Origin of the sequence: Kitasatospora sp. NPDC059599, from assembly GCF_042735125.1 — a bacterium.
Taxonomy (GTDB): Bacteria; Actinomycetota; Actinomycetes; order Streptomycetales; family Streptomycetaceae; genus Kitasatospora.
In genome coordinates this window covers 37,934-63,453 of the sequence record NZ_JBHWCL010000036.1, presented here as the reverse complement: position 1 = coordinate 63,453, position 25,520 = coordinate 37,934, and the positions used below count along the sequence as shown (strand labels likewise).

At 73.8% G+C, this 25,520-nt stretch carries 19 protein-coding genes; 5 read left to right on the top strand and 14 right to left on the bottom strand.

Going from position 1 to position 25,520, the window contains the following annotated elements; all coding sequences use genetic code 11:
• Positions 1-102: 102 nt before the first annotated feature.
• From ACFV04_RS15635 to ACFV04_RS15605, 7 genes are all read right to left on the bottom strand, one after another.
• Complete coding sequence (locus ACFV04_RS15635; protein ID WP_380342457.1) at positions 103-669, bottom strand: hypothetical protein; 567 nt, start codon at positions 667-669, stop codon at positions 103-105.
• Complete coding sequence (locus ACFV04_RS15630) at positions 666-2,069, bottom strand: hypothetical protein (RefSeq protein WP_380342459.1); 1,404 nt, start codon at positions 2,067-2,069, stop codon at positions 666-668. The genes ACFV04_RS15635 and ACFV04_RS15630 overlap by 4 nt, the downstream gene beginning before the upstream one ends.
• Positions 2,066-2,875, bottom strand: coding sequence for an ABC transporter ATP-binding protein (locus ACFV04_RS15625; protein WP_380342462.1), 810 nt, complete (start codon positions 2,873-2,875; stop codon positions 2,066-2,068). The genes ACFV04_RS15630 and ACFV04_RS15625 overlap by 4 nt, the downstream gene beginning before the upstream one ends.
• Before the next feature lie 29 nt (positions 2,876-2,904).
• Positions 2,905-3,756, bottom strand: coding sequence for a zf-HC2 domain-containing protein (locus ACFV04_RS15620; RefSeq protein ID WP_380342465.1), 852 nt, complete (start codon positions 3,754-3,756; stop codon positions 2,905-2,907).
• Positions 3,753-4,313, bottom strand: coding sequence for an RNA polymerase sigma factor (locus ACFV04_RS15615; protein ID WP_360262693.1), 561 nt, complete (start codon positions 4,311-4,313; stop codon positions 3,753-3,755). Before ACFV04_RS15615 ends, ACFV04_RS15620 begins: the two co-directional genes overlap by 4 nt.
• A 176-nt stretch (positions 4,314-4,489) precedes the next feature.
• A complete protein-coding gene (locus tag ACFV04_RS15610; protein ID WP_380342678.1) occupies positions 4,490-7,084 on the bottom strand; it encodes a SpoIIE family protein phosphatase in 2,595 nt (864 codons plus the stop codon).
• Positions 7,085-7,297: 213 nt separating this feature from the next.
• Entirely contained in the window at positions 7,298-9,433 is a 2,136-nt protein-coding gene (locus tag ACFV04_RS15605; RefSeq protein ID WP_380529449.1) for a SpoIIE family protein phosphatase, read from the bottom strand.
• Positions 9,434-9,753: 320 nt separating this feature from the next.
• On the opposite strand from ACFV04_RS15605, the gene ACFV04_RS15600 reads away from it, so the two are divergent.
• Both ACFV04_RS15600 and ACFV04_RS15595 read left to right on the top strand, forming a co-directional pair.
• The gene (locus ACFV04_RS15600) at positions 9,754-11,898 is read left to right on the top strand and encodes a flavin monoamine oxidase family protein (RefSeq protein ID WP_380529448.1); all 2,145 of its coding nucleotides are present in this window, start codon (positions 9,754-9,756) and stop codon (positions 11,896-11,898) included.
• Positions 11,895-13,727, top strand: coding sequence for an alpha-keto acid decarboxylase family protein (locus tag ACFV04_RS15595; RefSeq protein WP_380342474.1), 1,833 nt, complete (start codon positions 11,895-11,897; stop codon positions 13,725-13,727). The genes ACFV04_RS15600 and ACFV04_RS15595 overlap by 4 nt, the downstream gene beginning before the upstream one ends.
• Positions 13,728-13,842: 115 nt before the next feature.
• Here ACFV04_RS15595 and ACFV04_RS15590 read toward each other — a convergent pair whose 3' ends face one another.
• On the bottom strand, positions 13,843-14,619 hold the full coding sequence (locus ACFV04_RS15590; protein WP_380529446.1) for a hypothetical protein: 777 nt from the start codon (positions 14,617-14,619) through the stop codon (positions 13,843-13,845).
• A 426-nt stretch (positions 14,620-15,045) separates the two neighbouring features.
• Complete coding sequence (locus ACFV04_RS15585; RefSeq protein WP_380342480.1) at positions 15,046-16,713, bottom strand: histidine decarboxylase; 1,668 nt, start codon at positions 16,711-16,713, stop codon at positions 15,046-15,048.
• Positions 16,714-16,873: 160 nt separating this feature from the next.
• Here ACFV04_RS15585 and ACFV04_RS15580 point away from each other — a divergent pair, with 160 nt between their 5' ends.
• Positions 16,874-17,362, top strand: coding sequence for an Lrp/AsnC family transcriptional regulator (locus tag ACFV04_RS15580; RefSeq protein ID WP_360262687.1), 489 nt, complete (start codon positions 16,874-16,876; stop codon positions 17,360-17,362).
• A gap of 53 nt (positions 17,363-17,415) precedes the next feature.
• Here the strand turns inward: ACFV04_RS15580 and ACFV04_RS15575 are convergent, their stop codons facing one another.
• From ACFV04_RS15575 to ACFV04_RS15560, 4 genes are all read right to left on the bottom strand, one after another.
• Positions 17,416-18,039: a hypothetical protein gene (locus ACFV04_RS15575; protein WP_380342483.1), complete on the bottom strand. Its 624-nt coding sequence runs from the start codon at positions 18,037-18,039 to the stop codon at positions 17,416-17,418.
• A gap of 125 nt (positions 18,040-18,164) precedes the next feature.
• A complete protein-coding gene (locus ACFV04_RS15570) occupies positions 18,165-18,791 on the bottom strand; it encodes a class I SAM-dependent methyltransferase (protein WP_380342486.1) in 627 nt (208 codons plus the stop codon).
• 254 nt (positions 18,792-19,045) lie between these two features.
• Entirely contained in the window at positions 19,046-20,476 is a 1,431-nt protein-coding gene (locus tag ACFV04_RS15565) for a family 16 glycosylhydrolase (RefSeq protein WP_380529443.1), read from the bottom strand.
• A gap of 292 nt (positions 20,477-20,768) precedes the next feature.
• Positions 20,769-21,848, bottom strand: coding sequence for a PP2C family protein-serine/threonine phosphatase (locus tag ACFV04_RS15560; RefSeq protein ID WP_380529441.1), 1,080 nt, complete (start codon positions 21,846-21,848; stop codon positions 20,769-20,771).
• Between ACFV04_RS15560 and ACFV04_RS15555 the strand changes: the two genes are divergently transcribed.
• The gene (locus tag ACFV04_RS15555; protein WP_380342495.1) at positions 21,835-22,257 is read left to right on the top strand and encodes a hypothetical protein; all 423 of its coding nucleotides are present in this window, start codon (positions 21,835-21,837) and stop codon (positions 22,255-22,257) included. The two genes, ACFV04_RS15560 and ACFV04_RS15555, sit on opposite strands and share 14 nt — an antisense overlap.
• 33 nt (positions 22,258-22,290) lie before the next feature.
• Positions 22,291-24,060 (top strand): cation:proton antiporter, encoded by a 1,770-nt coding sequence (locus tag ACFV04_RS15550; RefSeq protein ID WP_380529439.1) that lies wholly within the window; start codon positions 22,291-22,293, stop codon positions 24,058-24,060.
• A gap of 73 nt (positions 24,061-24,133) precedes the next feature.
• Here ACFV04_RS15550 and zwf read toward each other — a convergent pair whose 3' ends face one another.
• On the bottom strand, positions 24,134-25,510 hold the full coding sequence (zwf, locus tag ACFV04_RS15545) for a glucose-6-phosphate dehydrogenase (RefSeq protein WP_380342504.1): 1,377 nt from the start codon (positions 25,508-25,510) through the stop codon (positions 24,134-24,136).
• Positions 25,511-25,520 lie beyond the last annotated feature (10 nt).

Sequence of the window (25,520 nt, the reverse complement as noted above, 5' to 3'; positions counted from 1 at the left end):
CCCGATCCCGGGGCCGGCATTCCGGCGTTCGTGCAGCGTGGCGTTCCGTCAGTGTGGTGCCCCGTCAGGGCGGTCTTCCGTCGGTACGGCCAGGCGTCCTCGTCACCGCCTCGGTCCTGCCACGGCGTACACCACGGTGCCGGTCGCGAACAGGGCCCAGGCGACTGCGGCGGACGTCGCCGTACCGAGCGGATAGACCATCCACTTCAGCACCTCCCCCACGGTGCCGTCCGGAGTCGGGACGAGGAGGGTGACCCCGAGCCAGCCGGTCGGCAGGGTCCAGGCGAACGCCGCGCCGAACAGCGTCGCCCCGAGCGCGGCCAGACCGACCAGGCCCGCGCTGTCCCGGACGACGACCTCGGCGGGGGCGAGGTCCACGCCCACCGTCCGTGCGCTCAGCAGCATCAGACCGGCGACCGCGCCGATCAGCAGCACGTGCGCCGCCCGGCGGGGCATCCACCGGATCGCGGCCGTCCGCTCCAGCACCACGTCCGGCCCGCCGAGCCCGGCCGAGGCCGCCGCCACGTGCGCGCCGAGGACGAGGACCGCCGTCCCCAGGTTCGCCTGGCCGGGCTCGGCGAAGGCCCACGCGGCCGCCGTCACGAGCGCGATCGCGGCGGCCGCACCGGGCATCTGCCGGGAACGGGCGTACAGGCTCAGCCACCTCATCGGGACGCCTCCCCCGCGAGCAGCAGGAGCGGGTCACCCGGTGCGCAGGAGAAGGTGGCGGCGCGCAGCCCGTCGATCCGGGTGCGCTGCTCGGCCGGTGCCGCCGCCGTCAGCTTCTGCCAGGCCTGGTCGGCGTCCGCCCAGTCCTTGAGCGAGTACGGGTCGGTGCCCTTCTCCAGCAGCGGTCGGAGCTGGGGGTCGTGGAGGGCCCAGCTCACGGCGATGCTCTGGACGGCGATGCTGCTGCTCCCGCCGCCCTCGCGGTCGTTGTTCCCGTGGCAGTTCGGTGCCAGCCCCTGGGAGATCAGCGCGCGGGTCAGGGCGTCACCGGTCGCGTCGGCGAACAGCCGCTCGTCGAAGTCGACGAGCACCACGTCGTCGGAGAGCTCGCGGTCGCCACTGAGCTCGCGCAGCCTGTTGTCCTCCCGCACCGAGTGCGGTGCCCGGTCGCCCAGGAGGCCGCGCAGCACGCCCAGTGCCTCGTCACCGCGCGCGGCGAGTTCGTCCAGGCGGTCGCGGTTCGCCCGCGTCACGCAGACCGGGCCGTCGCAGACCAGGCCGGCGGCGGTCCGGTCGACGACGTAGCTGTCGCGCGGCGCGGCCGGGAGGACCAGCAGGGCCAGGGCCGTGCCGACCAGGACGGGGACCACGGCGAGCAGCCGGGCCCGACGGGTCACGGCCGACAGCAGGGCGAAGCCGGTGCCGAGCAGGCCGAGCAGCCAGAGCGTCTGCCCGACGTGCACGGAGCCGGACAGGGTCAGCAGCATCTCCCGCGGGTCCGGGACCGCCGGGGACAGCAGGAGGAGCCGGTTCGGCATGTTGTCCGACGGTGACGGCACCAGGCCCTCCGTCCTCGGCCGCAGGAAGCTCGTCAGCACGAGGAAGGACACCACCAGGGCCGGCGGGGTGAGCACATGGGGCAGCGTCCGCGCGACGCCCATGCCGAACACGACCCCCGCGACCAGGGCCAGCACCGCGACCAGCGAGATCGGCAGCCAGCCGAGCGGTGCGTAGGCGGTCCGGCCGAGGGCCACCTGGACTCCACCGACGAGGACCAGCAGGCCGAAGCCCGCCGCCGTCGCGAGCGCCGTCGCCCCGGCGGGCAGCGCCGCGCGGCGCCAGGCCGGCAGCGGTGTGGTCACCAGCAGTTCGGCCATCCGCGAACGGGATTCGCGCAGCCCGTACACCGCGCCCGTGCCCACCACGAGCGGCAGCCAGAAGGCCAGCAGGTAGCGGGTCCACATGGCCATGGTGGTCCACTGGGCCGTCCACCCGGCGGTGCCCTTCCACCAGATCCCGTCGATCAGGAAGAACACCGCCAGGCTGCCGGCCAGGACGACGATGCCGGGCCAGGGGGCGGCCGAGCGCCTCAGTTCGGTACGCAGGACACGTCCGTTCACCAGATGCCTCCCGGCCGGCCGGAGTCGCGGAGCAGCGCCGAGTAGCCGCGCTCCAGGGGGCTGTCGCCGGGGTGCTCGGGGCTTCCCGCCGCGGCCAGGTCGTCCGGGGTGCCCTGGAAGACGAGCCGCCCGTCGGCGAAGAGCACCACGTCGGAGCAGGCGGCCGCGACGTCCTCGACCAGGTGGGTGGAGACGACCACGCAGGTGTCCCGGCCGAGTTCCTGCAGCAGTTCGCGGAAGCGCAGTCGCTGCGCCGGGTCCAGACCGGCCGTCGGCTCGTCCAGCAGGAGCACCGCCGGGTCGTTGACGATGGCCTGGGCGATGCCGGCCCGTCGCACCATGCCGCCGGACAGGGTCTTCATCCGGTGGTCGGCGCGGTCGGCGAGGCCCACCCGTTCCACGGCCCGTTGGACGGCCGCGGGGATCTCCGCCTTCGGCACCTCCTTCAACCAGGCCATGTACTCGACGAACTCGCGCACGGTGAAGCGCTTGTAGTAGCCGAAGTCCTGCGGCAGGTAGCCGATCCGGCGCCGCAGGGCCCGGTGGTCGCCGAGCCCGCCCACGGCGGTGCCGAGCAGTTCCAGTTCCCCTTCGGTGGGGCGCAGTACGGTGGCCAGTGTCCGGATCAGGGTGGTCTTGCCGGCCCCGTTGGGCCCCAGGAGGCCGTGGGTGCCGGTGCCGAGGGAGAGGTCGAGCCCGTCGACGGCCATCTTCTTCCGTCCGACGCGGACCTTCAGCCCGTCGGCCCGGATCTCCCAGGGGTAGGTCTTCGGCGCGGTGTCGGCCGCGCTCGTCATGGGTGTCATGCGGTCCCTTTCGGGGGTCGAGGATGGATTCACAGCGTCGAGTACGCGTTCCTGCGGGCGATCACGGCGCCGGTCCCGAGTGCGAGGAGCAGTCCCCACACGGGCAACCGGTCCGGCTGCAGGAGGAGTTGCAGGGCGAGGGGGACGTGTCCGACCGCCCACGCGGGGACCACGACGGCGGCGCACCACGCGGCCGTCAGCCCGAAGGCGGCGCGGGTCACCCCGACCACGCTGCCCAGTGCCAGGGCGGTGGAGGTGAAGGCGAGGGAGGGCAGCAGCCACTGGGCGGCCGTCATGTCCCCGGTGAGCAGGCCGCCCAGCAGCAGTCCGGGCAGGACCACCACGAGGACCGCGGTGGTGCGCCTGAGGAGCAGCGGCAGGCCGGCCCTGGCGGTCGAGGCGGTCAGTTCGTGCGCCGGGTCGAGTGCGCGCGACCACGACGCGGCGACGCCGCACAGCGGCAGCACGGGCGCGACCGGCACCAGCAGGGAGGTACCGCCGAAGAACGTCGGCGGCGCGAGCGCGTCCAGCAGCAGCGCCAGCAGGGTGACGACGACGGTCATGGCCAGCCAGGGCGTCATGACCGGCGTCAGCCAGGCCGAGACCCACCCCGGGCGGTAGCGGCGCGCGGGCGCCGGGCCGGACGCGTCCAGCTGCGGTTCCAGACCGGCCCGGACGGTGTCCAGGAGCGCCACGACGTCCGGCGCCGTGGTGGCCACCGAGGCCGCCAGCCGGCCCCGGCACGGCGCGCAGGTCTCCAGGTGGGCCTCCAACGCCCACACGGTGTCCGCGGCCATCGCGGTGTCACCGCGCGCGTAGTCGTCGATCAACCGCCCCGACGCGTGTTCCCCGGTGGTGCGCCCATCGCTTCGCTCACTCATGCCAGCGCCTCCCGCATCGCGATCCGGGCCCTGCGGGCGCGGGTCTTGACCGTGCCTTCGGGCAGTCTGAGCAGGACGGCGGTCTCCCGGACGGAGAGCCCGTCGAGCACCGTGGCCTGGAGGACCTCCCGCAGTTCCGGGGCCAGTCGCCGCAGCGCGTCGCCGACGTCGCCGCCGACGGTCCCGGCGAGGGCCTCGTCCTCCGCCGCGGGCACGACGGCCCGTTCGGCGGCGGCGACGGGGGGCTCGGCGTGGTGGGCGCGGCGGCGGAACGCGTCGACGAGGCGGCGTGCCGCGATCGTCCACAGCCATCCGACGGCCGTCCCGCCGACCGCGCTCCCGGCGAACGCGCCGGCCGCGCGCCACACCGCCAGGTAGGTCTCCTGCATGACCTCGGCGACGATCTGCTCGTCGGCGCAGCGGCGGCGCAACCGCACCGCCAGCCACGGCGACGTGCGCCGGTACAGCTCGTCGAACGCCGCGCGCTCACCCCTGGCCACCAGCCGGACGAGGCGTTCCTCGTCCAGTTCGTCCAGTGCTCTCCTGCGTGATCTCACACCAGCCAGACGCGGGGTGCGGCGTGCAGGTTCTTCCTCCGACGTGACCTGCGTCACAGTCCGGGGGGCGGCCGACCGGCGCCGGCCGGGCGCGCCGGTGCCGGGGTCCGTCCCGCCCGCCCGGCTACCGGCCGGGCGGGACGCGGGCCAGGCCGGTCACCGGGGCCGCTCGGCCGTCACAAGAACTGCTCGGACCAGATGATCTTTCCGGCGGGGGTGTAGCGGACGCCCCAGCGTTCGGTGAGCCGGGCCACGAGGAACAGGCCGCGGCCGCCCTCGTCCTCCGCGACCGCGTAGCGCAGGTGCGGGGCGGTGCTGCTGCTGTCGGAGACCTCGCAGATCAGCGTGCGGTCGTACAGCAGCCGGACCCTGATCGGTTCGCTGCCGTAGCGGATGGCGTTGGTGACCAGTTCGCTGAGCACCAGCTCGGTGACGAAGGCCGCCTCGTCCAGGCCCCACGCGGCGAGCTGCCGGGTGGCCTCGGCGCGGACCCGGGCCACGGCCTCCGGAGCCGAGGCCACCTCCCACTCGGCGGTCCGGTCGGGCTGCAACACCCGGGTGCGGGCGACCAGGAGGGCGATGTCGTCGGACTGGCGGGTGGGCAGCAGGGCGGCGAGCACGGCCTCGCAGACCTCCTGGGGCGACCGGCCGGGACGGGCCAGGACGCTCGTGAGGACGTCCAGGCCGAACCCGATGTCGCGGGTGCGGTCCTCGACCAGGCCGTCGGTGTAGAGCACCAGGCTGCTCCCCGGCGGCAGTCGCAGCTCGGCGGCCTCGAAGGGCATCCCGCCCAGGCCGAGCGGCGGACCGGCGGGCAGGTCGAGGAGCTCCACCGTGCCGTCCGGGTGGACGACGGCGGGCGGCGGGTGCCCCGCCCGGGCCAGCGAGCAGACGGCGGTGCTGGGGTCGTAGATCGCGTAGAGGCAGGTGGCGCCGGTGATCGCGAGTTCTCCCCCGACCGCGGCCGCCTCCTGGTCCAGGTGGGCGACCAGTTCGTCCAGGTGCCCGAGGAGCTCGTCCGGCGGCAGGTCGAGGGTGGAGAAGTTCTGCACGGCCGTGCGCAGCCGGCCCATGGTGGCGGCGGCGTGCACGCCGTGGCCGACCACGTCGCCGACCACCAGCGCGACCCGGGCACCGGGCAGCGGGATCACGTCGAACCAGTCGCCGCCGACCCCCGCCTGGGCGGGCAGGTAGCGGTAGGCGACGTCGAGGGCGCTCTGCTCGGGCAGCGCCCGCGGCAGCAGGCTGTGCTGCAGGGTCACGGCCATCGTGTGCTCGCGGGTGAAGCGGCGGGCGTTGTCGACGGCCACGGCGGCCCGGGCGGCCAGTTCCTCGGCCAGCGACAGGTCGTCGTCCTCGAAGGGGCCGCGGTCCCGGCCGCGCCAGAAGCAGGCGACGCCCGTCAGCACGCCCCGCGCCGTCAGCGGGACGGCGATCAGCGACGCCAGGCCGAAGTCCAGCACCGCCTGGGTGAGCTCGGCGTCCTGCCGGCGCCAGCCGGCGTCGGTCGCCACCTCGGGGACCAGTGCGGACCGGCCGCTGACGAAGCCCTCCGCCTGCGGGGTGCTGCCCGCCCACCGGACCAGCCGGCCCGGGCGGTACAGCGGCGAGTCGTCCCGGATGCCCGCGACCGCCACCCGCCGCAGCTCCACGGTGGCACCGGCGGTCAGGGTCTCCGGTTCCTCGCCGCTGAGGACCTCGTCGGCGAGGTCGACGGTGGCGTAGTCGCAGAACTCCCGGGAGGCCATGGTGGCGAGCTCCTCGGCGGTGCGCCGGACGTCCAGGGTGGTGCCGATGGCCATGCTCGCGTCGTACAGCAGCCTGAGTCGGCCGCGGGCGACCTCGGCTTTCCCCGCCAAGGCGCGCAACTCGGTGGAGTCGCGCAGGGTGGTGACGCTGCCGGGCGGGCCTCCCCCGCTGTCGGTGGGGCGGTTGTTCACCGCCAGCAGGAGGTCGCCCACCGGGATCACCTCGTCGGTGACCTCGCTCTCGGACAGCAGCAGTTCGGTCGTCCGGGGGTCGAGGCCGAGGTCGGTGACGGCCCTCCCCTCCGCGTCGGCGGGCAGGTCCAGGAGCCGGCGGGCCTCGTCGTTGGCGAGCAGCACCCGGCCGTCGCCCCCGACGATGGCCACGCCCTCGCGCACCGCGTGCAGCACCGCGTCGTGGTGCTCGTACATCCTGGTCATCTCCTCCGGCCCCAGGCCGTGGGTCTGGCGCAGCAGCCGCCTGCCCACCAGCGCCGTTCCGGCCGTGGCCAGGCCCAGCGCGGCGGCGCCGGCGGCCAGCACGACGGGCAGCTGGCGGTCGATCGCGCTGCTCACGTTGGCGACCTTCATGCCGGCGGACACGATGCCCACGACCCCGCCGTGGGCGTCCTCCACCGGGACCACCACCTGGTACTCCAGGCCGAGCGGGCCGTGCACCTGCTCGACGGTGACGTGCCCGTTCAGCGACGGCCCGATGGTGCCGACGAACTTCTTGCCGATCTGGTCCGGCTCGGGATGGGTGTAGCGGATGCCGTTGCGGTCCGTCACCACGATGAAGTCGACCTGGGCGTCCTTGCGAGCCGCCTCGGTCGCCGGCTGCAGCACCGCGGTGGGGTCGGGACCCTGCATGGTCGCCACCAGGCCGGGGCTGTGCGCGAACGCCTGCGCCGCGGCGAGCGAACGGTCGCGCGCCGCCGCGAACCGGTCGCTGCGGGACTCGATCAGCAGCGCGACGACCGCCGCCACCACGAGCAGCAGCACGATCAACACCTGCAGGAGGAACATCTGTCCGGCGACGCTGCGGATGCTCAGCACCGACCGCAGTCGCCGCACCGAAGGGTCCCCCGGGACGGGGCCTGGATCCGGCCGCCCACGACGACCGCCCGCTCGGCCCGGCGCCCGGGAGTCGGGGCCCGTGTCTCTCGCCATACACCCATGGTCCCGCCCCGACGGGATCGGGACACGGTGCCCGGCCCGCGTGCCGCCCGGTCGCTCCGTTCAGCGGGGAACGGACCGGATCAGCAGCAGCGCGACGTCGTCGGTGCGGTGCCCTCCGTGACCGGCCCGGTCGACCAGGGCGTCGGCCAGCCGGTCGAGCGGGGCGCCGCCGTGGCGGGCCAGCGTGGCGGTCAGGTCGGCCAGTGCCCGGTCGAGGTCACCGCCGGGCGTCTCGATCAGGCCGTCGGTGTACAGCGCCAGCGTGGCGCCGATCGGCAGGTCGACGTGGACCTGCGGGTAGTCGGCGTCCGGGTCGACGTTCAGCACCAGTCCGACGAGCGGCTCCAGCGCGGCCGCCCGGCCGTCCGGGCCGTACAGCAGGGGCACCGGGTGGCCGGCGTCGGCCAGCCAGGCCTCGCGGCGGACCAGGTCGACCAGCAGGTAGGCGCAGCTGGCCAGCAGGGACGTGTCCAGGTCCGCCACCAGCCGGTTGGTGCGGGACAGCACGGTGCCCGGGTCGGCGTCGGCCGCGGCGAACGCCCGGACGGCGGTGCGGACCTGGCCCATCAGCGCGGCGGCGTTGACGTTGTGGCCCTGGATGTCGCCGATCACGACCGCCACCGAGTCCGGTCCGACCCGGATGAGGTCGTAGAAGTCGCCGCCGATGTCCATGCCCTCGGTGGCCGGCAGGTAGCGGGCGCTGACCTCCAGGCCCGGGACGTCCGGCAGCGCGCGGGGCAGCAGGCTCTCCTGGAGGCCGTGCGCCAGGCCGAGCTTGGTGTCGTACAGCCGGGCGCGGTCCAGGGCCTGGGCGATCAGTCCGCCGAGCGAGGTGAGGACGGCGCGTTCCTCCAGGTCGAAGTGGTGCGGCTCGGCGAAGGCCAGCACGCAGGTGCCGATCAGCCGGCCCGAGGTCACCAGCGGCAGGTAGGCCCAGGCGGCCATCCCGTCCTGCGTCTCCTCACGGCCCGGGTAGAGCCGCTCCAGTTCCGCACGGGACTCGAAGTACGCCGGCACCGGGTTGGTCGACGCCTGGACACCGGGCGTGGACTCGGTCAGCGCGGTGCCGTCGAACTGGTCGACCAGCCCGGGCGGGTAGCCGCGGTGGCCGACGATGCGCAGCCGGCCCCCCTCGGCCATCAGCACCGCCACGGCCCGGCCCCCGAACGCCGGCACGATCTGCTCGGCGACCATGGTCACCACGTCCTGCACGCTGACGGCCTCGGTCAGCGCGCCCGCGAGGTGCAGGAGGTGGTACAGCGCTCCGGGCCGGGTGTGTGCCACTCCCTTCGTCCGGGATCCGGCGGGCGGCTCGCCGCCGGCGGCGTCGGCGGGGGCGATCCGCACGGTCAGTCCGGACGGGTCCGGGAAGAGCTCGAACGACAGCCACCGGTCCGGCGGTCGCAGCGCGACGAAGGAGGTCGGCTGCCCGCTGATCACCGCGGCCCGGTAGTGGTACTCGTACACCGGGTCCCGCAGCCACGGCAGGACCGCCCAGGGCCGGGCGCCCAGCAGCCGCCCGACCGGCACGCCCAGCAGCCCGGCAGCGGTCGGCGTGACCGCTGCCAGCTTGCCGTCCAGGTCGAGGTCGCACACGCCCTCCGGGAGCCGGGCCGCCATCGCGTCGAGCGGGGGGACGGGGCCCAGCTCCGCCACCCCGGGACGCGGGCCCGCCCGCGCCGGCCGGCCCGCCTCGGCCGCGTCCGCCAGCACCGCGGCCAGGCGCGCGGCGAACGCGTCGAGCCGGTCCCGTTCACCGGGCGCCAGCTCGGAGGGGTGCGCGGCCGGCCAGAGCATGAAGACCGACCCGTACACGGTCCGCCCCGAGACGAGCGGAGCGGCCACCAGGCAGAACGCGTACGGCATGGCGACCGCGACCCTCGGGTAGCTGCGCGCCATCTCCTCCGCGCCGCCCACCCAGACGATCCGACGGCTGCGCACCGCTTCGGCCACCGGGACCGGTGCGGTCATGCCGACGCGCTGCCACGGCCTGGTGAACTGCCGGGAGGCCCCCAGCGTCAGGGCCAGTTCGAGCAGCTGCCGGTCCTCCGAGATCAGGTAGAGCCCGCCGATGTGCGCGTCGAGCCAGGCCGGCGCCGACCGCAGGATCCGGGCCGGCTCGTCGAGGCCGCGCCCGACCGGAGCCCCGGCGGCGTCGTGACCGGGCCCCGCCGACCGATGCCACGGCACGCCCATCAGGAGCACCCCATTCGAACCGACCAGTGAACCCGTAGGCCCCCTCCCATAGTGGCCCGGCCCGCACCGTACGTCCCGTCGTGCCCGGCGCGGTCCTGCGCGCCCCTCGCGCTCCGGCGTGCGAGCCCGTCGAGAGGCCGACCACGGGTTGACAGCGCTCTCGACGAAGAAGCTACGTTGGGTTGCGACTTGAACACGTGAGGTGATTTCGCGCGCTCGCCGCCCCGGCCCCCGAGGAGTCCGGGCCCGGCCGCACGCCCCCGCACGACCACCATCCCACCCCGCACGGCACGGTCAGCCGCGCACCCCCAGGAGACACCATGGAGAACCCCCTCGTCGAAGGCTCGGCCGCTGACCGCGCCCGCTGGCGGACCTGCCGGCAACTGGCCCGCGAGCTGCTGCTGGTCGGCCCGGACGACGACGACCTGAAGCTGCGCTACCTCGACGTCCTGATCAAGGACGGCCTCCCGGAGACGACCGAACCCAAGGACGTGCTGATCATCGGCGCGGGCATCGCCGGCCTCGTCGCCGGGAAGCTGCTCAAGGACGCCGGGCACAACGTCACCATCCTGGAGGCCAACGCCAGCCGGGTGGGCGGGCGGATCAAGACCTTCCGCGCCACCGGCGACGGGACCGACGGACCGTTCTACGACCCCGAGCAGTACGCGGAGGCCGGGGCGATGCGGCTGCCCGGCTTCCACCCGCTCACCCTGGCCCTGGTCGACCGCCTCGGCCTCGACCGGCAGCTCTTCTTCAACGTCGACGTCGACCCGGACACCGGCAACCAGAACGCGCCCGTCCCGCCGGTGGTCTACGAATCCTTCGAGCCCGGCAAGGTCTGGACGTACGGCGCGGACAGCCCCGACTTCCGCGAACCGGCCAAGCGCTTCAACTCCTGGATCCGGACCAACCGGATCCAGGCCCGCCGCAGGGAGTACTCCGCCGACCCGAGCTGCGTCAACGAGGGCTTCCACCTCACCGGCGACGAGGTGCGGATCACCGCCGCCGAGATGGTCAACCAGGCGCTGGAACCGGTCCGCGACTACTACTCGGTGATCGAGGGCGGCCGGCGGGTGAACAAGCCGTTCGCCGAGTGGCTCGACGGCTGGGCCCGGGTGATCCGCGACTTCGACGGCTACTCGATGGGCCGCTTCCTGCGCGAGTACGCGGGCTTCAGCGACGAGGCCATCGAGGCGATCGGCACCATCGAGAACATGACCTCGCGGCTCCACCTGGCGTTCTTCCACACCTTCCTGGGCCGCAGCGACATCAACCCGAACGCCACCTACTGGGAGATCGCGGGCGGCAGCTGGAAGCTGCCCGACGTGCTCGCCCGGGAGCTCCGGCACGAGCTGCGGATGGGCGAGCGGATGATCCGGATGGAGTACTGGGACCCGCGCCGGGACGGCGGCGGGGCGCGGAACGTCGGCCCGACCGGTCCGCAGGTCGCCGTCCAGACCGTCCCCGAGGACGACCCGGAGGCCGAACCCACCACCTGGAAGGGCGACCTCGCCATCGTCACCGTCCCGTTCTCCGCCCTGCGGTTCGTCCAGGTGACTCCCCCGTTCTCGTACAAGAAGCGCCGGGCGATCATCGAGACCCACTACGACCAGGCCACCAAGGTGCTGCTGGAGTTCTCCCGCCGCTGGTGGGAGTTCACCGAGGCGGACTGGAAGGTCGAACTCGACTCCATCACCCCCGGGTTGTACGAGTACTACCAACGGGCGGGCGAGGACGACGCCGAGGCGGCCGCGGCCGCCGCCCACAACGGCCACCGGCCTCCGCGCAACCTGCCGGAGACGCTGCTCGGCGCGCACGCGAGCGTGGACGAGCGCCGGATCAGCCGGGGCCAGCAGGACGTCTACCGGAACACCCCGCTCCTGCGGGCCAGCGTGCGCCCCGCCACCGACTGCTTCGGCGGCGGCTCGACCACCGACAACCCGAACCGCTTCATGTACTACCCCTCGCACCCGGTGCCCGGCGGCGACGGCGGCGGCGTCGTGCTGGCCGGCTACAGCTGGTCGGACGACGCGGTGCGCTGGGACTCCATGGAGGACGACGAACGGTACGTCTACGCGCTGCGCAACCTCCAGTCGGTGCACGGCCGGCGGATCGAGGTGTTCTACACCGGCTACGGCCAGACCCAGAGCTGGCTGCGCGACCCGTACGCCTTCGGCGAGGCGGCGGTGTACACCCCGCACCAGATGACCTCCTTCCACCTCGACGCGGTCAAGCCGGAGGGCCCGGTGCACTTCGCCGGCGAGCACGTCTCGCTCAAGCACGCCTGGATCGAGGGCGCGGTGGAGACCGCCGTCCGCACGGCCATCGCCGTGCACGAGGCACCACCGCCGCCGCCCCTCGCGGAACCGGAGGCCCGGCCCGAGGTCCGGGTCCGCCGGGACAGCCGGCAGGAGAGCGGGGCGGACAGCCGCCAGGAGAGCAGGCCGGAGGCGATGCGCTCATGAGCGGCGGCGACGAATGGACGGTGGCCCGCTACCTGGCCACCCGGCTGGAACAGCTCGGCATCCGGCACCTGTTCGGGGTGCCGGGCGACTTCCTCGGCCCGTTCCTGACGATCATGCAGGACACCACCTCCGTGCGCTGGGTCGGCACCCCCACCGAGATGGGCGCCGGCTACGCCGCGGACGCCTACGCCCGGGTCCGGGCCGCGGACGCCGACCGGGACAAGCCCGAACACGGCGTCGGCGCCGTCGCGGTCACCTACGGGGTGGGCGCGTTCAGCCTGCTCAACACCATCGGCGGCGCGTACGTCGAGGACGTCCCGCTGATCGCGATCAACGCGGCGCCCTCCTACGAGCAGTGGCTCAATCAGCAGGCCGTCGGCCTGCTCACCTCCCACATGAGCCCGCGCCGGGAGAGCAACCTCGACGTCTACCGGCAGGTCACGGTGGACGCGCAGATGCTCTCCAACCCGGGACTCGCCCCCTCCCAGATCGACAGCGCCATCACCGCCTGCCTGACCGAGCGCAAGCCCGTCTACCTGGAGGTGATGGAGGACCTCTGGCACGCGCCGTGCGAGCCCCCGAAGGGCGAACTCCGCTCCCACGAAAGGCCGTTCACCCAGCGGAACAAGGACATGCTGGAGAAGGCCGTCACCGCCGCGGTGGAGCTGATCAGGAAGTTCGGCACCCCGATCGTCTGGGCCGGCGAGGAACTCGTCCGCCGGCGGCTGGAGGACGAACTGCTGGACTTCGTGCAGACCACCCGGATGCAGTTCTGCACCACGGTCGGCGCGAAGTCCGTGGTCTCCGAACGGCACCCCCTGTTCGCCGGCGTCTACAACGGCAAGGCGAGCCTGCCGGAGATCCGGAAGACCTTCAAGAACGCCGGCTGCCGGATCGGCCTGGGCACCTGGTCCACCTCCAAGAACCTCGGCGGCGAGCAGTCGATCGGCGACGACTGGATCGTGGCCGCCCGCGACGGCGTCAGCGTCGGCGCCTCGTACTTCCCCGAGGTCCGCCTCGGCCGGTTCGTCCCGGCACTGCGCGACGCGCTCGCGGGACAGACCTTCGAGGCCGACCACTTCGCACTGGCGCACGCAGCCGGCCTGGACGTCCCGGCCAGCACCGCCGACTTCCTCGACTCCCTGAGCACCGACCGCTACCCGTCGGAACTCACCTACGACAGCTTCTTCCAGCACGTCAACCACTTCCTGGAGCACCGCGCCACCGGCGGGGACCCGGACGCGCCCTCCCCGTTCACCGTGGTCTCGGACGCGGCCTTCGCCCTGCTCGGCTCGATGAACCTGCGGATCACCGAACGGGCCGGCTTCCTGGCGCAGAACAGCTGGCTGTCCATCGGCTACTCCGTCGGCGCGGCCACCGGCGTGGCACTCGGCCGGCAGCAGCCGCTGAAGCGCCCGCTGGTGTTCGTCGGGGACGGCTCCTTCCAGGAGATCTGCCAGGAACTGTCCACCCAGGTGCGCCACCACCTGCGCCCGGTGGTCTTCGTCCTCGACAACGAGGGCTTCTACGGCATCGAACAGATGCTGGTCAGCCCCTGCTACTACAAGGACAGGCCCTCCAACGGCGCCGACTTCTACAACGTGCTCCACCCCTGGCGGTACGAGAAGCTGGCCGAGGTGTTCGGCACGGACAAGGACCGGATGCACGGGTACGAACTGACCACCCACGCCGAACTCGACGCCCTCCTGGAGGAACTCGCCAACGCCGGCAACGACGTCAACCACGCGCCGATCCTGGCCCGGGTGCGGCTCAGCCGGCACGACTACCCGAAGGCCCTGCAGTACAGGATCGACGAGAAGTGCGGGTAGCCCGGTAGCCGGGTAGCCGCCCCGCGCGCCGCGCCGGTCCCCGTCCCGACGGGGGCCGGTGCGGCGCGTCGTGCGGTACGTCGGGCGATGCGTCGTGCGGGGCCGTCGTGCGGGATCAGGCCGGCGACAGGGCTCTTGCGAGGTCCTCGGCCTCGCGCAACTGCTCGACGCCCAGGCACCGGAGGTCGCGGAGCAGCAGGGCGGCGTCGGTGACGGCCCCGCTCGGCACCGCGGCGTCCGCCGGCAGCGGGAGGCCGACGACCGCGGCGAGGTCCGCCGCGGGCAGGGCCAGGACGATGGCGAGGTCGGCGACCAGCTCCGCGGTCAACTCGGCCTCACCGGAGGCGATCCGGCCGTAGACGGTGGCCATCCGGGAGTGGCCGGTCAGCAGCTGGACGGCCTTCGCCGTCCCGTTCCAGCCGAGGTTGCGGGTGGCGACCATCCGCATCACCAGGTTCCCCGGGGTGTGCCGGTCCGGCACCGAGGCGGGCAGGCCCTCGATCCGGCCCCGGTGCCGCGCGGGCGGCAACTCGGCGACCCGGGAGCGCAGTTCGGCCCGTGCCGCGGGCGGGAGCGCCAGGGCGAACCGCACCACACCGGTGATCGTGGTGGTCGCCATCCCGCCGGCCGGGGCCAGGTCCTCCGGAAGTGGGAGGGCTGCGAGCTGGAACAGGTCGGCGGCGTCCAGGCCGAGGGCGGGCCCGAGCCTGCGCAGCAGCGCCGGCTCCGGCGCGGCACCGGCGAGCAGCGCGGCCACCTCGGCCTCGGCCGGCCCCGGTCCGGCGGCCGCCGGCTCCGCGGCCTCCGTGCGCCGGGCCAGGTCGGCGGGCGTCAGCCCCCGGTGGTCCAGCAGGCGGGCCAGCAGGTCGGCGAAACCGGGGAGCACGATCATGACCGCCAGCATAGGCGTCCGGCCGGCCTCTCCCGTCCGGGGAAGCGGGGCGCACGAACCGGCCCTGACGCAGAGACCCGTACACCGTCACGGGTCTCCGTACACCGTCACCGGCCCCCGTACACCGTCACGGCCATCTGCGCTGCGCGGGCCGACGGCGGGGAAGGAGCGTGGCGGCGCGACGACCTCGCGCCGCCCCGGAGGGCGGGCCGGGGTCGGCCGTCACCCCGACCCGGCCGCCCCTGCGGGGGCTATGAAACCACGAATCCGACGCTCCCCTCAATCGCCTCCGGCCGGCCCACCACCCCGCTGTGACCTGCGCGTTCGCGATCCGGACCGAGCGGGGACGAACGGCCGTTCGCACCAGCGGCGCGAGTCGGCCCCGACGCCCCGCCCACCCCGTGCGGGGGGCCGACCGCGCCCGGGTCAGCCCAGGACGGCGGGGTCCTCGGCGAGTTCGGCGAGCAGCGCGTCCAGCTTGGCGCGGTCGACCGAGGGCATCACGAAGACGTGCACGTAGCTGCGGCGGGTGGACTCGTCGCCCGGGACGAGCAGCACGTCCTGCGAGGACAGCGACCACTTCGCCACCAGCTCGGCGCTCGGCTTGCGGAACCGCACCGTGACGGCGCCCGGGGTGCGGGCCGGCCAGAGCTCGACGCCGAGCTCCTGCTCCATGGCCAGCAGGCGCCGCTCCAGGTAGTCGGCGAGTTCCTGCGCGGTCCGGATCCGGTCGACCTGGTCCTGGTAGGAGTGGCGGGACAGGTGGTCCCAGAGGATCAGCGGGGAGAAGCCGTTGCGGGAGCCGGCGAAAGTGGTGTCGGGCGCGCCTATGTAGTCCGGCTGGGACGGCGGCGAGATCTGGTACTTCACCTTGGTCATGTAGATACCGCAGGGCCACGGGGCGCCGGCCCATTTGTGGCCGCTCATCGCGATCGAGGAGACCATGTCGACCACGCCGGACCCGGCGGTGGGCAGGGCGAGCCCGAAGTCGAACTCCGGCAGGTCCGTCTCCGGCGTCCAGCCGTACGCCGGGTCCTGGGAGGCCATCCGCAGGAACGGCGCGTAGCCCGCGCCGAGGGCGCCGTCCACGTGGATCCAGAAGCCGCGGCGCACGTCGACCAGCGGCTGTCCGGTGTCCGGGCACGTCCCGTACACCACCTCGCGGCGCACCAGGCCGTACCGCTCGAAGATCGGCAGCAGGCGCTCGCAGACCGTCCGGACGTCGTCGTGGGCGCCCTTGAAGGTGCTGCCCAGGTTGAGGTTGACGAAGACCGGGTGCCCCTTGGCGGCGAAGAACTCGACCAGCACGGTGAGCGCGTCGACGTCGATCTCGCCCGGGCCGTCCCAGGAGTACCCGGACGGGCCCGGGCGGGACGGCACCTCGGCCGGCCACTCGCGGCGCCCGGTGGCCGGGTCGACCAGCGGGCACTCGTCCGGGTACAGCTCCAGGCCGACGGCCTGGAAGGTCTCGACGGCCAGCACCCGGACGGCCTTGGCGAAGGAGTAGTGGGTGTCCTCGGAGTAGAACGCGACCGGCCGGTGCGCGTTCGGGTTGTCGCGGTCGGGCGCGGCCTGGACGTAGCGCACCTCGTCCCGGGGCGCGGCCGGCGGGTGGATCAGCGCCTTGCCGCTGAGGTAGTCGCGGGCGTTCCAGAGCGCGTACATGTTGCCCTCGGTCGAGCCCATGGACAGCATGTAGCCCCAGTACGACTCGGGGTCGGCGGGGTCGTGCGGGCGCTGCGCGTTCCACAGCTGCGCGTAGTAGTCGAGGACGGCGCGCTCGATGACCTTGGTGTTCGGCTTGTAGCCGCCGCTCTGGAACGGGTCGCCGAGGTTGTTGATGTTGTTCGGCATGAACCGGGCCAGGTCCAGCGCGGTGCCCTGCATGTCCTGGGTGGCCTGGTAGCCGACCAGGTGCTTGCGCTTGCGCGTCAGGTACTCGTCCACCGTGTCCAGCGCGCGCAGCCGACGGTCGTCGTCCAGTCCGGCCGCGGGGAGCACGAAGTCACCGCCGTCCAGCTCCGGGCCCGGGTCGACGGCGGCCGCGGCGGCGGTCGTGGGCGCAGGCGCGGCGAAGGTGGCGGTCGGGCTCATGGGCGGGGCGCTCCGGGCGTGGTGTGGGGGGCGAGGGGCGTTCGCCGCTCGCGCCCAGGATGGAACTTCCCGGCGATCCTGGGAAGCTCTCCCGAAGAACATTCGGTCGAATCCCGATCGGGTTTGCAGATCGACGGAATCGGCTGGAATCCTGGCGGTCATGCCGAACAATCCGCAGCGCGAGCGGCCCCCGATCGACGACACGGACCGGGCGATCATCCGGGCCCTGGCCGACAACGCCCGCCTCCCGAACAACGCCCTCGCCGAGACGGTGGGCATCGCCCCCTCCACCTGCCTGGCCCGCGTCCGCGCCCTCCAGGACCGCAACGTCATCCGCGGCTACCGCGCCGAGGTCGACCCGGCGGCCATCGGCCTGCCGCTCCAGGCGATGATCTCGGTCCGGCTGCGCGCCCACACCCGTGAGCAGAACGAGAGCTTCCGCAGCACCGCCCCCGACCTGCCCGGCGTCCTGGCCGTCTTCCACATGGCCGGCTCCGACGACTACCTCCTGCACGTCGGCGTCGCCGGCCCCGAGTCCCTGCGCGACTTCGTCGTCGACCACCTCACCACCCACCCGGCGGTGGCCCAGACCCGCACCAACCTGATCTTCGAACAGATACCGGGCCGCCGGTACCTGGGGCCCGCCTGACCGCACCCGCCGGGGCAGCCCCACCGGGCGCGCCGGCCTCCCGGGGCGGTCCGTCAGGCGCCGGAGGCCAGCCCGCGGCCCTGATCCAGGAACTCCACGATGCCCGACACGCCACCGAGTTCACGGATCGTCCGGGCGGCACCGAACGGCGCGTTCCAGAACTCGCCCTGCCGCGGGGTGTGCGGGCCGACGTACGCGTACGGCTCCGGCCGGTGCACGTCACCGAGCGAGACACCGTAGTTGACGTCGTCGAGGGTCACCGCGATGTCGAAGTGCTCGGGCCAGATGACCGGTTCGGCGTCCGCGGACAGCCCGCGCAGCGCGGCGTCACCGAGGGCGAAGCAGTGCAGCAGCCGACGGGCGGCGGCCGGGTCCACCTCGATCGCGTCCTCGACGCCGCCCGAGCCGTCCGGGTAGAGCCCGGCGGGAGCACCGACCGTGATCCCGAGGGCCGCGCCGATCACGGCACAGGACGTACGTTCGAGGGACAGCACCTGCCCCGGCGCGACCAGCTCCGCGCCGATCACCCGCAGCCGCGGCTCGACCGTGGTGGCGAAACCGCCCGCACAGGCGCGCAGCCGGATCGTGCCGCCGACCCGGTACTGCGGGCCGGCCAGGACCAGCTCGGCCACCGCGTGCAGCGCGCGGCGGGTGCGTACGACCGTCTCGGTGTCCATGGGGACCATGCTCCCCCGGGAATGGCATCCGTGTCCGGGCGACGCACCCGGCCCGCGCCGGTCGGCGGCCCGGCGGCCCGGCGGCCCGGCGGCCCGGCGGCCGGACGGGACGGGACGGGACGAGGTCAGGCCGGCGAGACGGCCACGCCGAGGGAGTCCGCCCCCATCGGCTTCGGGGCGCCCTTCTCGTAGAACACGTCGAGGTCGGTCAGGACGAAGCCCGCCTCGGTCAGCAGCTCGGTGACCGGACGGGTCAGGTGACATCCCGCGAACAGCCGCTGCTCCAGCGGGTCGAGGCGCCGCTGCCAGCGGCGCACGGCCTCGTCCTCCGCCGGCGCCAGGCCGTGCTCGACGAAGTGCAGCGTCCCGCCGGGCCGGAGGACGCGCCGCACCTCGTGGAGCGCCGCCTCGACGTCCGGGACGGTGCACAGCGTCCAGGTCGACAGCGCCGCGTCGAAGCTGTGGTCCGGGAACGGCAGCACCTGACCGTCCAGGCCGCCGCGCTCCACCGGGACGGGGGCCGCCGCCACCCGCTCGGCCGCGAGCTTCCACCCCACGTCGGAGGGGTCCACCGCGGTCACCCGGGTCACGGCCGCCGGGTAGAACGGGACGTTCAGCCCCGAACCGAACCCGATCTCCAGGACATCGCCCTCAAGGCCCTCGCAGACCCTCCGCCGGAGGTGCGCGGCCTCCTTCGTCCCGCAGACGACGTTGACGATCCGCGGCACGACCTGATCGGCATAGAACCCCATCACGACCTCCAGCCCTCGTGACCAGTCTGGCACCGAGCCGGGCCCCCGCCCAGTGCCGGCCGACACTCCGACCGACCCGACCGCCCGACCGCCCCGGCCCGACGCCCGGCGGTGACCGGCAGTGACCGGCGGTGACCGGTGTCCGCCGGTCACCACCGGGCGACCTTCGACGACCGCGCGGCCGACCGCGACGCGACGGCCCGGCGGCGCGGTGGGAGTCCGCGCGGCCGGGCCGCCACCGGGGGGCGGTCGGGTCAGTGCTGCCAGACCCGCACGTAGTCGACCTGCATGTCGGCCGGGGCGACGGCCGGGTACTTGGAATCGACCGCGTTGTCGAGGATCAGGTACATCGGCGCCGAGGTGACACCGGTCGTGATCTGCCCGACCTTCACACCGTCGTAGTAGTAGGTGACCGAGCCCGGGGCCCATTCCGCGCCGTAGGTGTGCCATCCGCTGAAGTCGCCGTGGGCGCAGCCGCCGGGGCCGCCGGCGTCGGAGTGGAAGTGGTAGCAGGCGTCGCCGCCCAGCCCCTCCATCACGTCCAACTCACCGTCGGTCGGCCAGTTCTGGCCGTCCGCCCAGAAGGCGGGCCAGTTGGCGACCTGCGAGCCGGACGGCGGCAGGTAGATCCGGGACTCGAACGCGCCGTAGGTGAACTGGGCCTTGCCGTTGGTGTTGATCAGACCCGACGTGTACGGGTAGGTCTTGCCGTTCACCGTGGCCGGCTTCTGCACCGCCGCCAGGTGCAGACTGCCACCGCTCACCGACACCTGGGACGGCGAGTACGCGGCGGCCTCCTGCGAGTTCACCGGCTGGGTCGTGCAGGTGCTGCAGCCGAACCAGTTGGGGTTCCACTTGGCGGCGTCGAGCGAGCTGCCGTTGAACTCGTCCGCGAAGACCGAGTGCCAGGCGCCCGGGATCCCCAGCGGCCCGCCGGCCGCACCGGCCGTCGGCGTGGCCGTGGCGGTCGACGACGGGGACGCCGTCGCGGTGGCCGTCGGCGAGGGCGTCGCCGTGGCGGTGACCGTCGGCGAGGGCGTCGCCGTGGCGGTGACCGTCGGCGAGGGCGTCGCCGTGGCGGTGGCGGTCGGCGAGGGCGTGCCGGAACCGGTCGCGGTGGCCGTCGACGACGGAGAAGCCGTCGCCTTCCCGGTGCCGGTGGCCGTGGCCGTGGCGGTGGCGGTGGGCGACGGGCTCGATGCCGGAGCCGAGGCGGACGGCGAAGCGGACGCGGACGGCGACGCGGAGGTGGCACCCGAGGTGAAGCTGTTCACCGGGTTCAGGTTGTGCCAGCGGTTGCCACTCTCGTACGCCACGAAGTAGGTGTACGTGCCCGCCGGGAAGGTCCGGCTCGCCGGTGTGAAGGTGAGCTGCGACGAGGTCAGCGTCGCGGGAACCGCACCGCGGAAGTCGTAGTGCGCGCCGCTGGCCGACCGCACCGCGACGGTCAGCGCCTGGACCGCGGTCTGGCGGGTGGCGTGCAGCTTCGCGGTCGCCGTCACCGGGCTGTCGGCGCCGGGACCGGCGGGCGTGATCGAGAGCGAGTCGACCACCACGGGATCCGTCGGCGCGCTCGGCATGGCCCAGGCGGCCGCACCGGTTCCGGTGGCGGCCAGCGCGATCCCGAGCGCGAGGAAGCGGCGCCCGCCGGTCGTGCTGCGGCGGTGCTTGGAGTGTTTCGGCATACGAGGGAGGACCCTTTCGTCCCCCCTCTGCTGTGGACTCGCAGCAGCCTGAAGGAGGGATGGTCCGTATGCAAGCCTCGATGCCGCGGCCGAACCGGCGGCATCGATCGCCGACCCGGTCAAGTCCCCTGGTCGGACGGCCTTTCGGGACATCGCCGTCGGCCGGTTGTGAGTTGGCGCACAGCCGACCGGCCCGCATCCGCCGTCCACCGCGTGCCGGAGGCCGGCCGACCCGGCACCACGCCCGGGTGCGCACGGCCGACGGTGCCGACGCCCGACGCCGCCGGGCCGGCTACAGAAGTCCGTGCAGCCGGTGCTCGGACCGTCCGTCCGTGCGCCGGATGGCGACGACGGCCGCGTCGTCGCCGAGCCGCCCGCCGGCATGGGCCAGCAGATCGCGGCGGATGTGGTTGACCAGCGCCTCGGGCGTGCTGCCGACCCAGCGGGCGACCCGGTCCGCGAACGGGTAGAACGCACCGGAACGGTCACGGGCTTCGACCACGCCGTCGGTGTAGAGCAGCAGGGTGTCCCCGATCTCGAAGGGGAACGTGTCGTCCGGGTAGTCGGCGGCGGCCAGGACGCCGAGGCCCAGCGGCGGCGCGGCGCCCGCGCCGTCGAGGCTGACCACGCGGTCGTGGCGCAGCAGCAGCGGCGGCGGGTGTCCGCAGTTGGTCATGCGGGCCACCGGGGCGTCGTCCGGGATGTCGAGGAACAGGGCGGTGACGAAGTGCTCGGCGGCCTCCCGGTCGGTCTCGGCGAAGTCGACCAGGTACCGGCCGACGTTGTCGTCCAGCGTCCAGGCGAGGTGGGGCAGTGTCTCGTGCTGGGCGGCGATGAGCCGGAAGGCGCTGAGCAACAGGGCCGACTCCCCGACGGCGGCCAGTCCCTTCCCCCGGACGTCCCCGACGATCATGCGCGCGCCGTCGGCCGTGCGGGTCGCCGTGTAGAGGTCACCGCCGATCTGTGCCTCGCGCTCGGCAGCCAGGTACACGGTCGCGATCTGCAGCGGGCCGATCCGCTCGGGAATCGGACGCAGCAGGGCGCGCTGGGCGGCTTCGGCCACCGACTGGGCCCGGGCGAGCTGTCGGTCGCGGCGTTCCCGCACCACCGCGAAGACCACGACCATCATGCACAGCACGGTGAGGGCGATGAGCTGCGCCGGGTGGTTGCCGGCGGTCAGACCACCGCGCAGGACGGCGATGAGGAGGCCGACGGCGACGGTGAGCGCCGCGACGGCGGCGGTGACCCGCGGCCCGGCGAAGGACGGGGTCAGCGCGGGAGCGATCACCAGCAGCGGGCCGAGGCGGATCGACTCGGGCGATCGGACGATCACCACGAGGAGCACCGCGAGGAGGCCGATGGGCACCAGCACCAGGGCCGGGATCCTCCCCCAGGGCCTCTCGCCGGCCGAGCGCCGTTCGCCGTCCATGCCCTCCAGGATGCGCCAGGCACGGGGACCGGCACGTCCGGCACGGTGCGAGCCCCCCGCCGGACCCCCCGTACGGCGTACGCCACACAGCGGCGGCCCGAACGATCCGGCGTACCGGGCCGGGCCGGTCGCCGAGGCCGTCGACGGCTCCGGCCCGGTCGGCGACGACGACGAACGGACGTTCACCACCGACGGCCTGCGCACCGAACTCCCGGAGCCGGGCGGCCATCTGCTCGGCCTCCTCGACGCGGTCACCGGCCCGGACGAGGAGACCGATCTGCCGGCCGACGTCGAGCGGGCCTGCGAGCGCCCGGCCAGGCCGGCCCGCGGCCGCAGGCCGTGTCCTGCTTGACTCGTGCGGTCGGCGCCAGCACAGTGCGGATCCATGACCACCGACGCGATCTTCCTGGGCTTGGGGCTGACAGCGGTTCTCGCGGTCGGCTCCCAGGTGCTGGCGAGGTGGCTGCGCGTCCCCGCCCTGATCGTCCTGCTCCCGGTCGGGTTCACGGCGGGCGCGCTCACCGACGACCTCGACCCCGAGCGGCTGCTGGGCCCGGCCTTCTCCCCCCTGGTGTCGCTCTCCGTGGCGTTGATCCTCTACGACGCTGGCCTCGGCCTGGACCTGGAACACCTCCGGGGACACAACCGGCGCGTCGTGGTCAGGCTGCTCCTGATCGGCGCGGTGGTCACCGGGACGGCCGCCGCCCTCCTCGCGGCACAGTTCCTCGGGATGTCCTCCCGTGCCGCGCTGATGCTCGGCGCGATCCTCGTGGTCAGCGGCCCGACGGTGGTCGGGCCGCTGCTCAACTTCGTACGCCCGGTGGAGCGGCTGCAGCGGATCCTCACCTGGGAGGGTTCGCTGATCGACCCGATCGGCGCGATCCTGGGCGCCCTGGTCTTCCACTCGGTCATCGCGAGTACCCGTGCCCATGTCGGCGAGCGGGCCGGCCAGTTGCTGCTGAGCGTCGCGGTCGGGCTCGCCGGCGCGCTGGTCGGAACGGCGGTGCTGTGGCTGCTGCTGGCCAGGTTCCGGATTCCCGAGCCGCTCGGCACGTCGGTGCAGCTCGCCGCGGTGATCGGCGCGGCGGCGGTCTGCGACGCCCTCCGCGACGACACCGGCCTCATCACGGCCGTGGCCATGGGCGTGGCCGTCGCCAACCTCCCGTCCTTCGACGTCCCTTCACGCAACCCGTTCTTCGAGACCCTCGTCCAGCTGATCATCGGACTGCTGTTCATCTCCATCTCGGCGACCATCAGTCCGTCCTCGCTCACCGGCCTCCTGCTCCCGACGCTCGGCCTGGTCGCCGTGCTGGTCGTCGTCGTCAGACCGCTGGTGGCGGCGCTGTCCACGCTCGGAACCGACCTTCCGCAGGGCGAACGCGCCTTCATCGGCTGGATGGCCCCGCGCGGCATCGTCGCGGCCGCCACCGCCTCGACCTTCTCCACGACCTTGGTCGCGGACGGTGTCGGCGGGGCCGCGAAGATCCTTCCCGTGACCTTCCTGGTCATCGTCGCCACGGTGGCGGTCTACGGATTCACCGCGGTACCGGCCGCGAGGTTGCTGGACGTCAGGCGTTCCGCCCGCTCGCGGCCCTTGCTGGTCGGCGGCGCGCTCTGGGTGGTGGAACTCGGCCGGGTCCTCCGCTCGGCGGGCCTGGACGTGCTGATGTGGGCCGGCCTCGAACCGGAACGCGAACGGATCAGGGCGTCCGGCCTGGAGTTGGCGCCGGGTGAGCTGCTGGCGGCGGCCACCGGGCAGGGCGCGGAACTGGAGGGCATCACGGCCGTCCTGCTGCTGACCGACGAGGACGACTTCAACGCGCTCGCCGCGACGATCCTGCAGGGCGGCGTCGAGGGCGCGGTCTACCGTCTGGGGCCGCCCCGCGGCAGCCACGGAGTGGTGGCGCCGTACACCGGCGGCGAGATCCTCTTCGGCGAGTCCCTGGTCCGGCCGGAGCTGGCCCGCCGGTACGCCGACGGGGCGCCGGTCGTGGCGAGGCCCGGTGCCGGGGCGGTCCCGGCCGGGTACGACCTGCTGTTCCGGATCCGGTCGGACGGCGCGCTCGCCCCGGCCGTCGGCGGCCGCCTGCCGGACGAGGAGGCCGGGGACGTCCTGGTCCTGCTCGGTCCGGCCCGGCGGCCCGAGCCGGGCTGAGCCCGGGCCCGGCGGCGACCCGGGCGACGTCCCCGGCCGCCGGGCCCCGCGGCAACCCGGGCCGTTCGGAGCGTCAGGCGACCGGGTCGTACCAGTCGTCGCCGGCGGGCAGCAGCGCGTCGGCCTGCGCCGGGCCCCAGCTGCCCCGGGCGTACGGATGCACCGGCGCGGCGTCCCCCAGCACCGGGTCGACGATCCGCCAGGCGGCCTCCACGGTGTCCTGCCGGGCGAACAGCCAGCGGTCCCCGTCGAGGGCGGCTCCGATCAGCCGGTCGTAGGGGCGCATGTCGGATCCCGGCTGCTGTGCGAAGGCCAGTTCCTCGTGCTGGACCGCCCAGCCCGCGCCGGGGCGCTTCCCGGCGAGGGTGAGCGCCACCCGGGTCTCCGGCCAGACCCGGAACCTCAGGGCGTTCGCGGCCTGGACGGGCCGGAGGCCGAACACGTCGTGGGGCGCGGCACGGAACTTGATGGTGACCTCCGTGGCGGTGACCGGCAGGCACTTGCCCGCCCGGATGACGATCGGCACGTCCGCCCAGCGCCAGGAGTCGGACGCGAGCCGGACGGCGGCGTAGGTCTCCACCGTCGACCCCGGATCGACCCCGGGCACCTGGTGGTACCCCTCGTACTGGCCGCGCACGGTGTTCCCGGGCGTGAGCGGGCGCAGCGAGGAGACCAGCTGGGCCTTGGTGTCCCGCCACGAGGACAGCCCCTCGCCGGACGGCGGGTCGGCGAGGACGCTCGCGAGGACCTGGAGCATGTGGTTCTGCACCACGTCCCGGATCGCACCGGTGCGGTCGTAGAACCTGCCGCGGTCGGAGACGTCGAAGGACTCGGCCATGGTGATCTGGACGCTCTCGACGTGCGTCCGGTTGAGCAGCGGTTCGACCACCGAGTTGGCGAACCGCGCGAACAGCACGTTCTCCACCGGGTCGAGCCCGAGCCAGTGGTCGACGCGGTAGATCGCATCCTCCGGGAAGTACTCGTGCATGGTGGCGTTGAGCCGCCCGGCGCTCTCCAGGTCCGTCCCGAACGGCTTCTCGACCATCACCCGGGCGCCCTTGGCGCGGCCGGCCGTCGCGATGCCCCTGGCGATGCGTCCGAACAGCGGGGGCGGCACCTCCAGGTAGTACAGGGCGTCGCCGCCGGGGCCCATGGCCTCGGACATCGCCGTGTAGGTGGCGTCGTCGTCGAGGTCGCCGTCGACGTAGCGCAGCAGTCGGAGCATCTTCTGCGCGGCCGCGCCGTCCGGGTCCATGCCGTTGAGGCGCAGCGAGGCCGCCGCGTAGTCGCGGAACTGCTCCAGGCCCCAGCCGCTCTTGGCCACCCCGACGACGGGGACGTCGAGCACCCCGCGCTCGACCAGGCCGACCAGCGCCGGGAAGGTCTCCAGTTTGGCCAGGTCACCGGTCGCGCCGAAGATCACCAGCGCGTCCATCCGATCGGTCGCCATCTCGGTCTCT

Excerpts from the sequence above, each read along its gene's own strand:
- ACFV04_RS15635 (WP_380342457.1), bottom strand. The coding sequence starts at position 669 with ATGAGGTGGCTGAGCCTGTACGCCCGTTCCCGGCAGATGCCCGGTGCG.
- ACFV04_RS15625 (WP_380342462.1), bottom strand. The coding sequence starts at position 2,875 with ATGACACCCATGACGAGCGCGGCCGACACCGCGCCGAAGACCTACCCC.
- ACFV04_RS15620 (WP_380342465.1), bottom strand. The coding sequence starts at position 3,756 with ATGAGTGAGCGAAGCGATGGGCGCACCACCGGGGAACACGCGTCGGGG.
- ACFV04_RS15610 (WP_380342678.1), bottom strand. The coding sequence starts at position 7,084 with ATGTTCCTCCTGCAGGTGTTGATCGTGCTGCTGCTCGTGGTGGCGGCG.
- ACFV04_RS15605 (WP_380529449.1), bottom strand. The coding sequence starts at position 9,433 with ATGGGCGTGCCGTGGCATCGGTCGGCGGGGCCCGGTCACGACGCCGCC.
- ACFV04_RS15600 (WP_380529448.1), top strand. The coding sequence starts at position 9,754 with ATGGAGAACCCCCTCGTCGAAGGCTCGGCCGCTGACCGCGCCCGCTGG.
- ACFV04_RS15595 (WP_380342474.1), top strand. The coding sequence starts at position 11,895 with ATGAGCGGCGGCGACGAATGGACGGTGGCCCGCTACCTGGCCACCCGG.
- ACFV04_RS15590 (WP_380529446.1), bottom strand. The coding sequence starts at position 14,619 with ATGATCGTGCTCCCCGGTTTCGCCGACCTGCTGGCCCGCCTGCTGGAC.
- ACFV04_RS15585 (WP_380342480.1), bottom strand. The coding sequence starts at position 16,713 with ATGAGCCCGACCGCCACCTTCGCCGCGCCTGCGCCCACGACCGCCGCC.
- ACFV04_RS15580 (WP_360262687.1), top strand. The coding sequence starts at position 16,874 with ATGCCGAACAATCCGCAGCGCGAGCGGCCCCCGATCGACGACACGGAC.
- ACFV04_RS15575 (WP_380342483.1), bottom strand. The coding sequence starts at position 18,039 with ATGGACACCGAGACGGTCGTACGCACCCGCCGCGCGCTGCACGCGGTG.
- ACFV04_RS15570 (WP_380342486.1), bottom strand. The coding sequence starts at position 18,791 with ATGGGGTTCTATGCCGATCAGGTCGTGCCGCGGATCGTCAACGTCGTC.
- ACFV04_RS15565 (WP_380529443.1), bottom strand. The coding sequence starts at position 20,476 with ATGCCGAAACACTCCAAGCACCGCCGCAGCACGACCGGCGGGCGCCGC.
- ACFV04_RS15555 (WP_380342495.1), top strand. The coding sequence starts at position 21,835 with ATGGGCACCAGCACCAGGGCCGGGATCCTCCCCCAGGGCCTCTCGCCG.
- ACFV04_RS15550 (WP_380529439.1), top strand. The coding sequence starts at position 22,291 with ATGACCACCGACGCGATCTTCCTGGGCTTGGGGCTGACAGCGGTTCTC.
- zwf (WP_380342504.1), bottom strand. The coding sequence starts at position 25,510 with ATGGCGACCGATCGGATGGACGCGCTGGTGATCTTCGGCGCGACCGGT.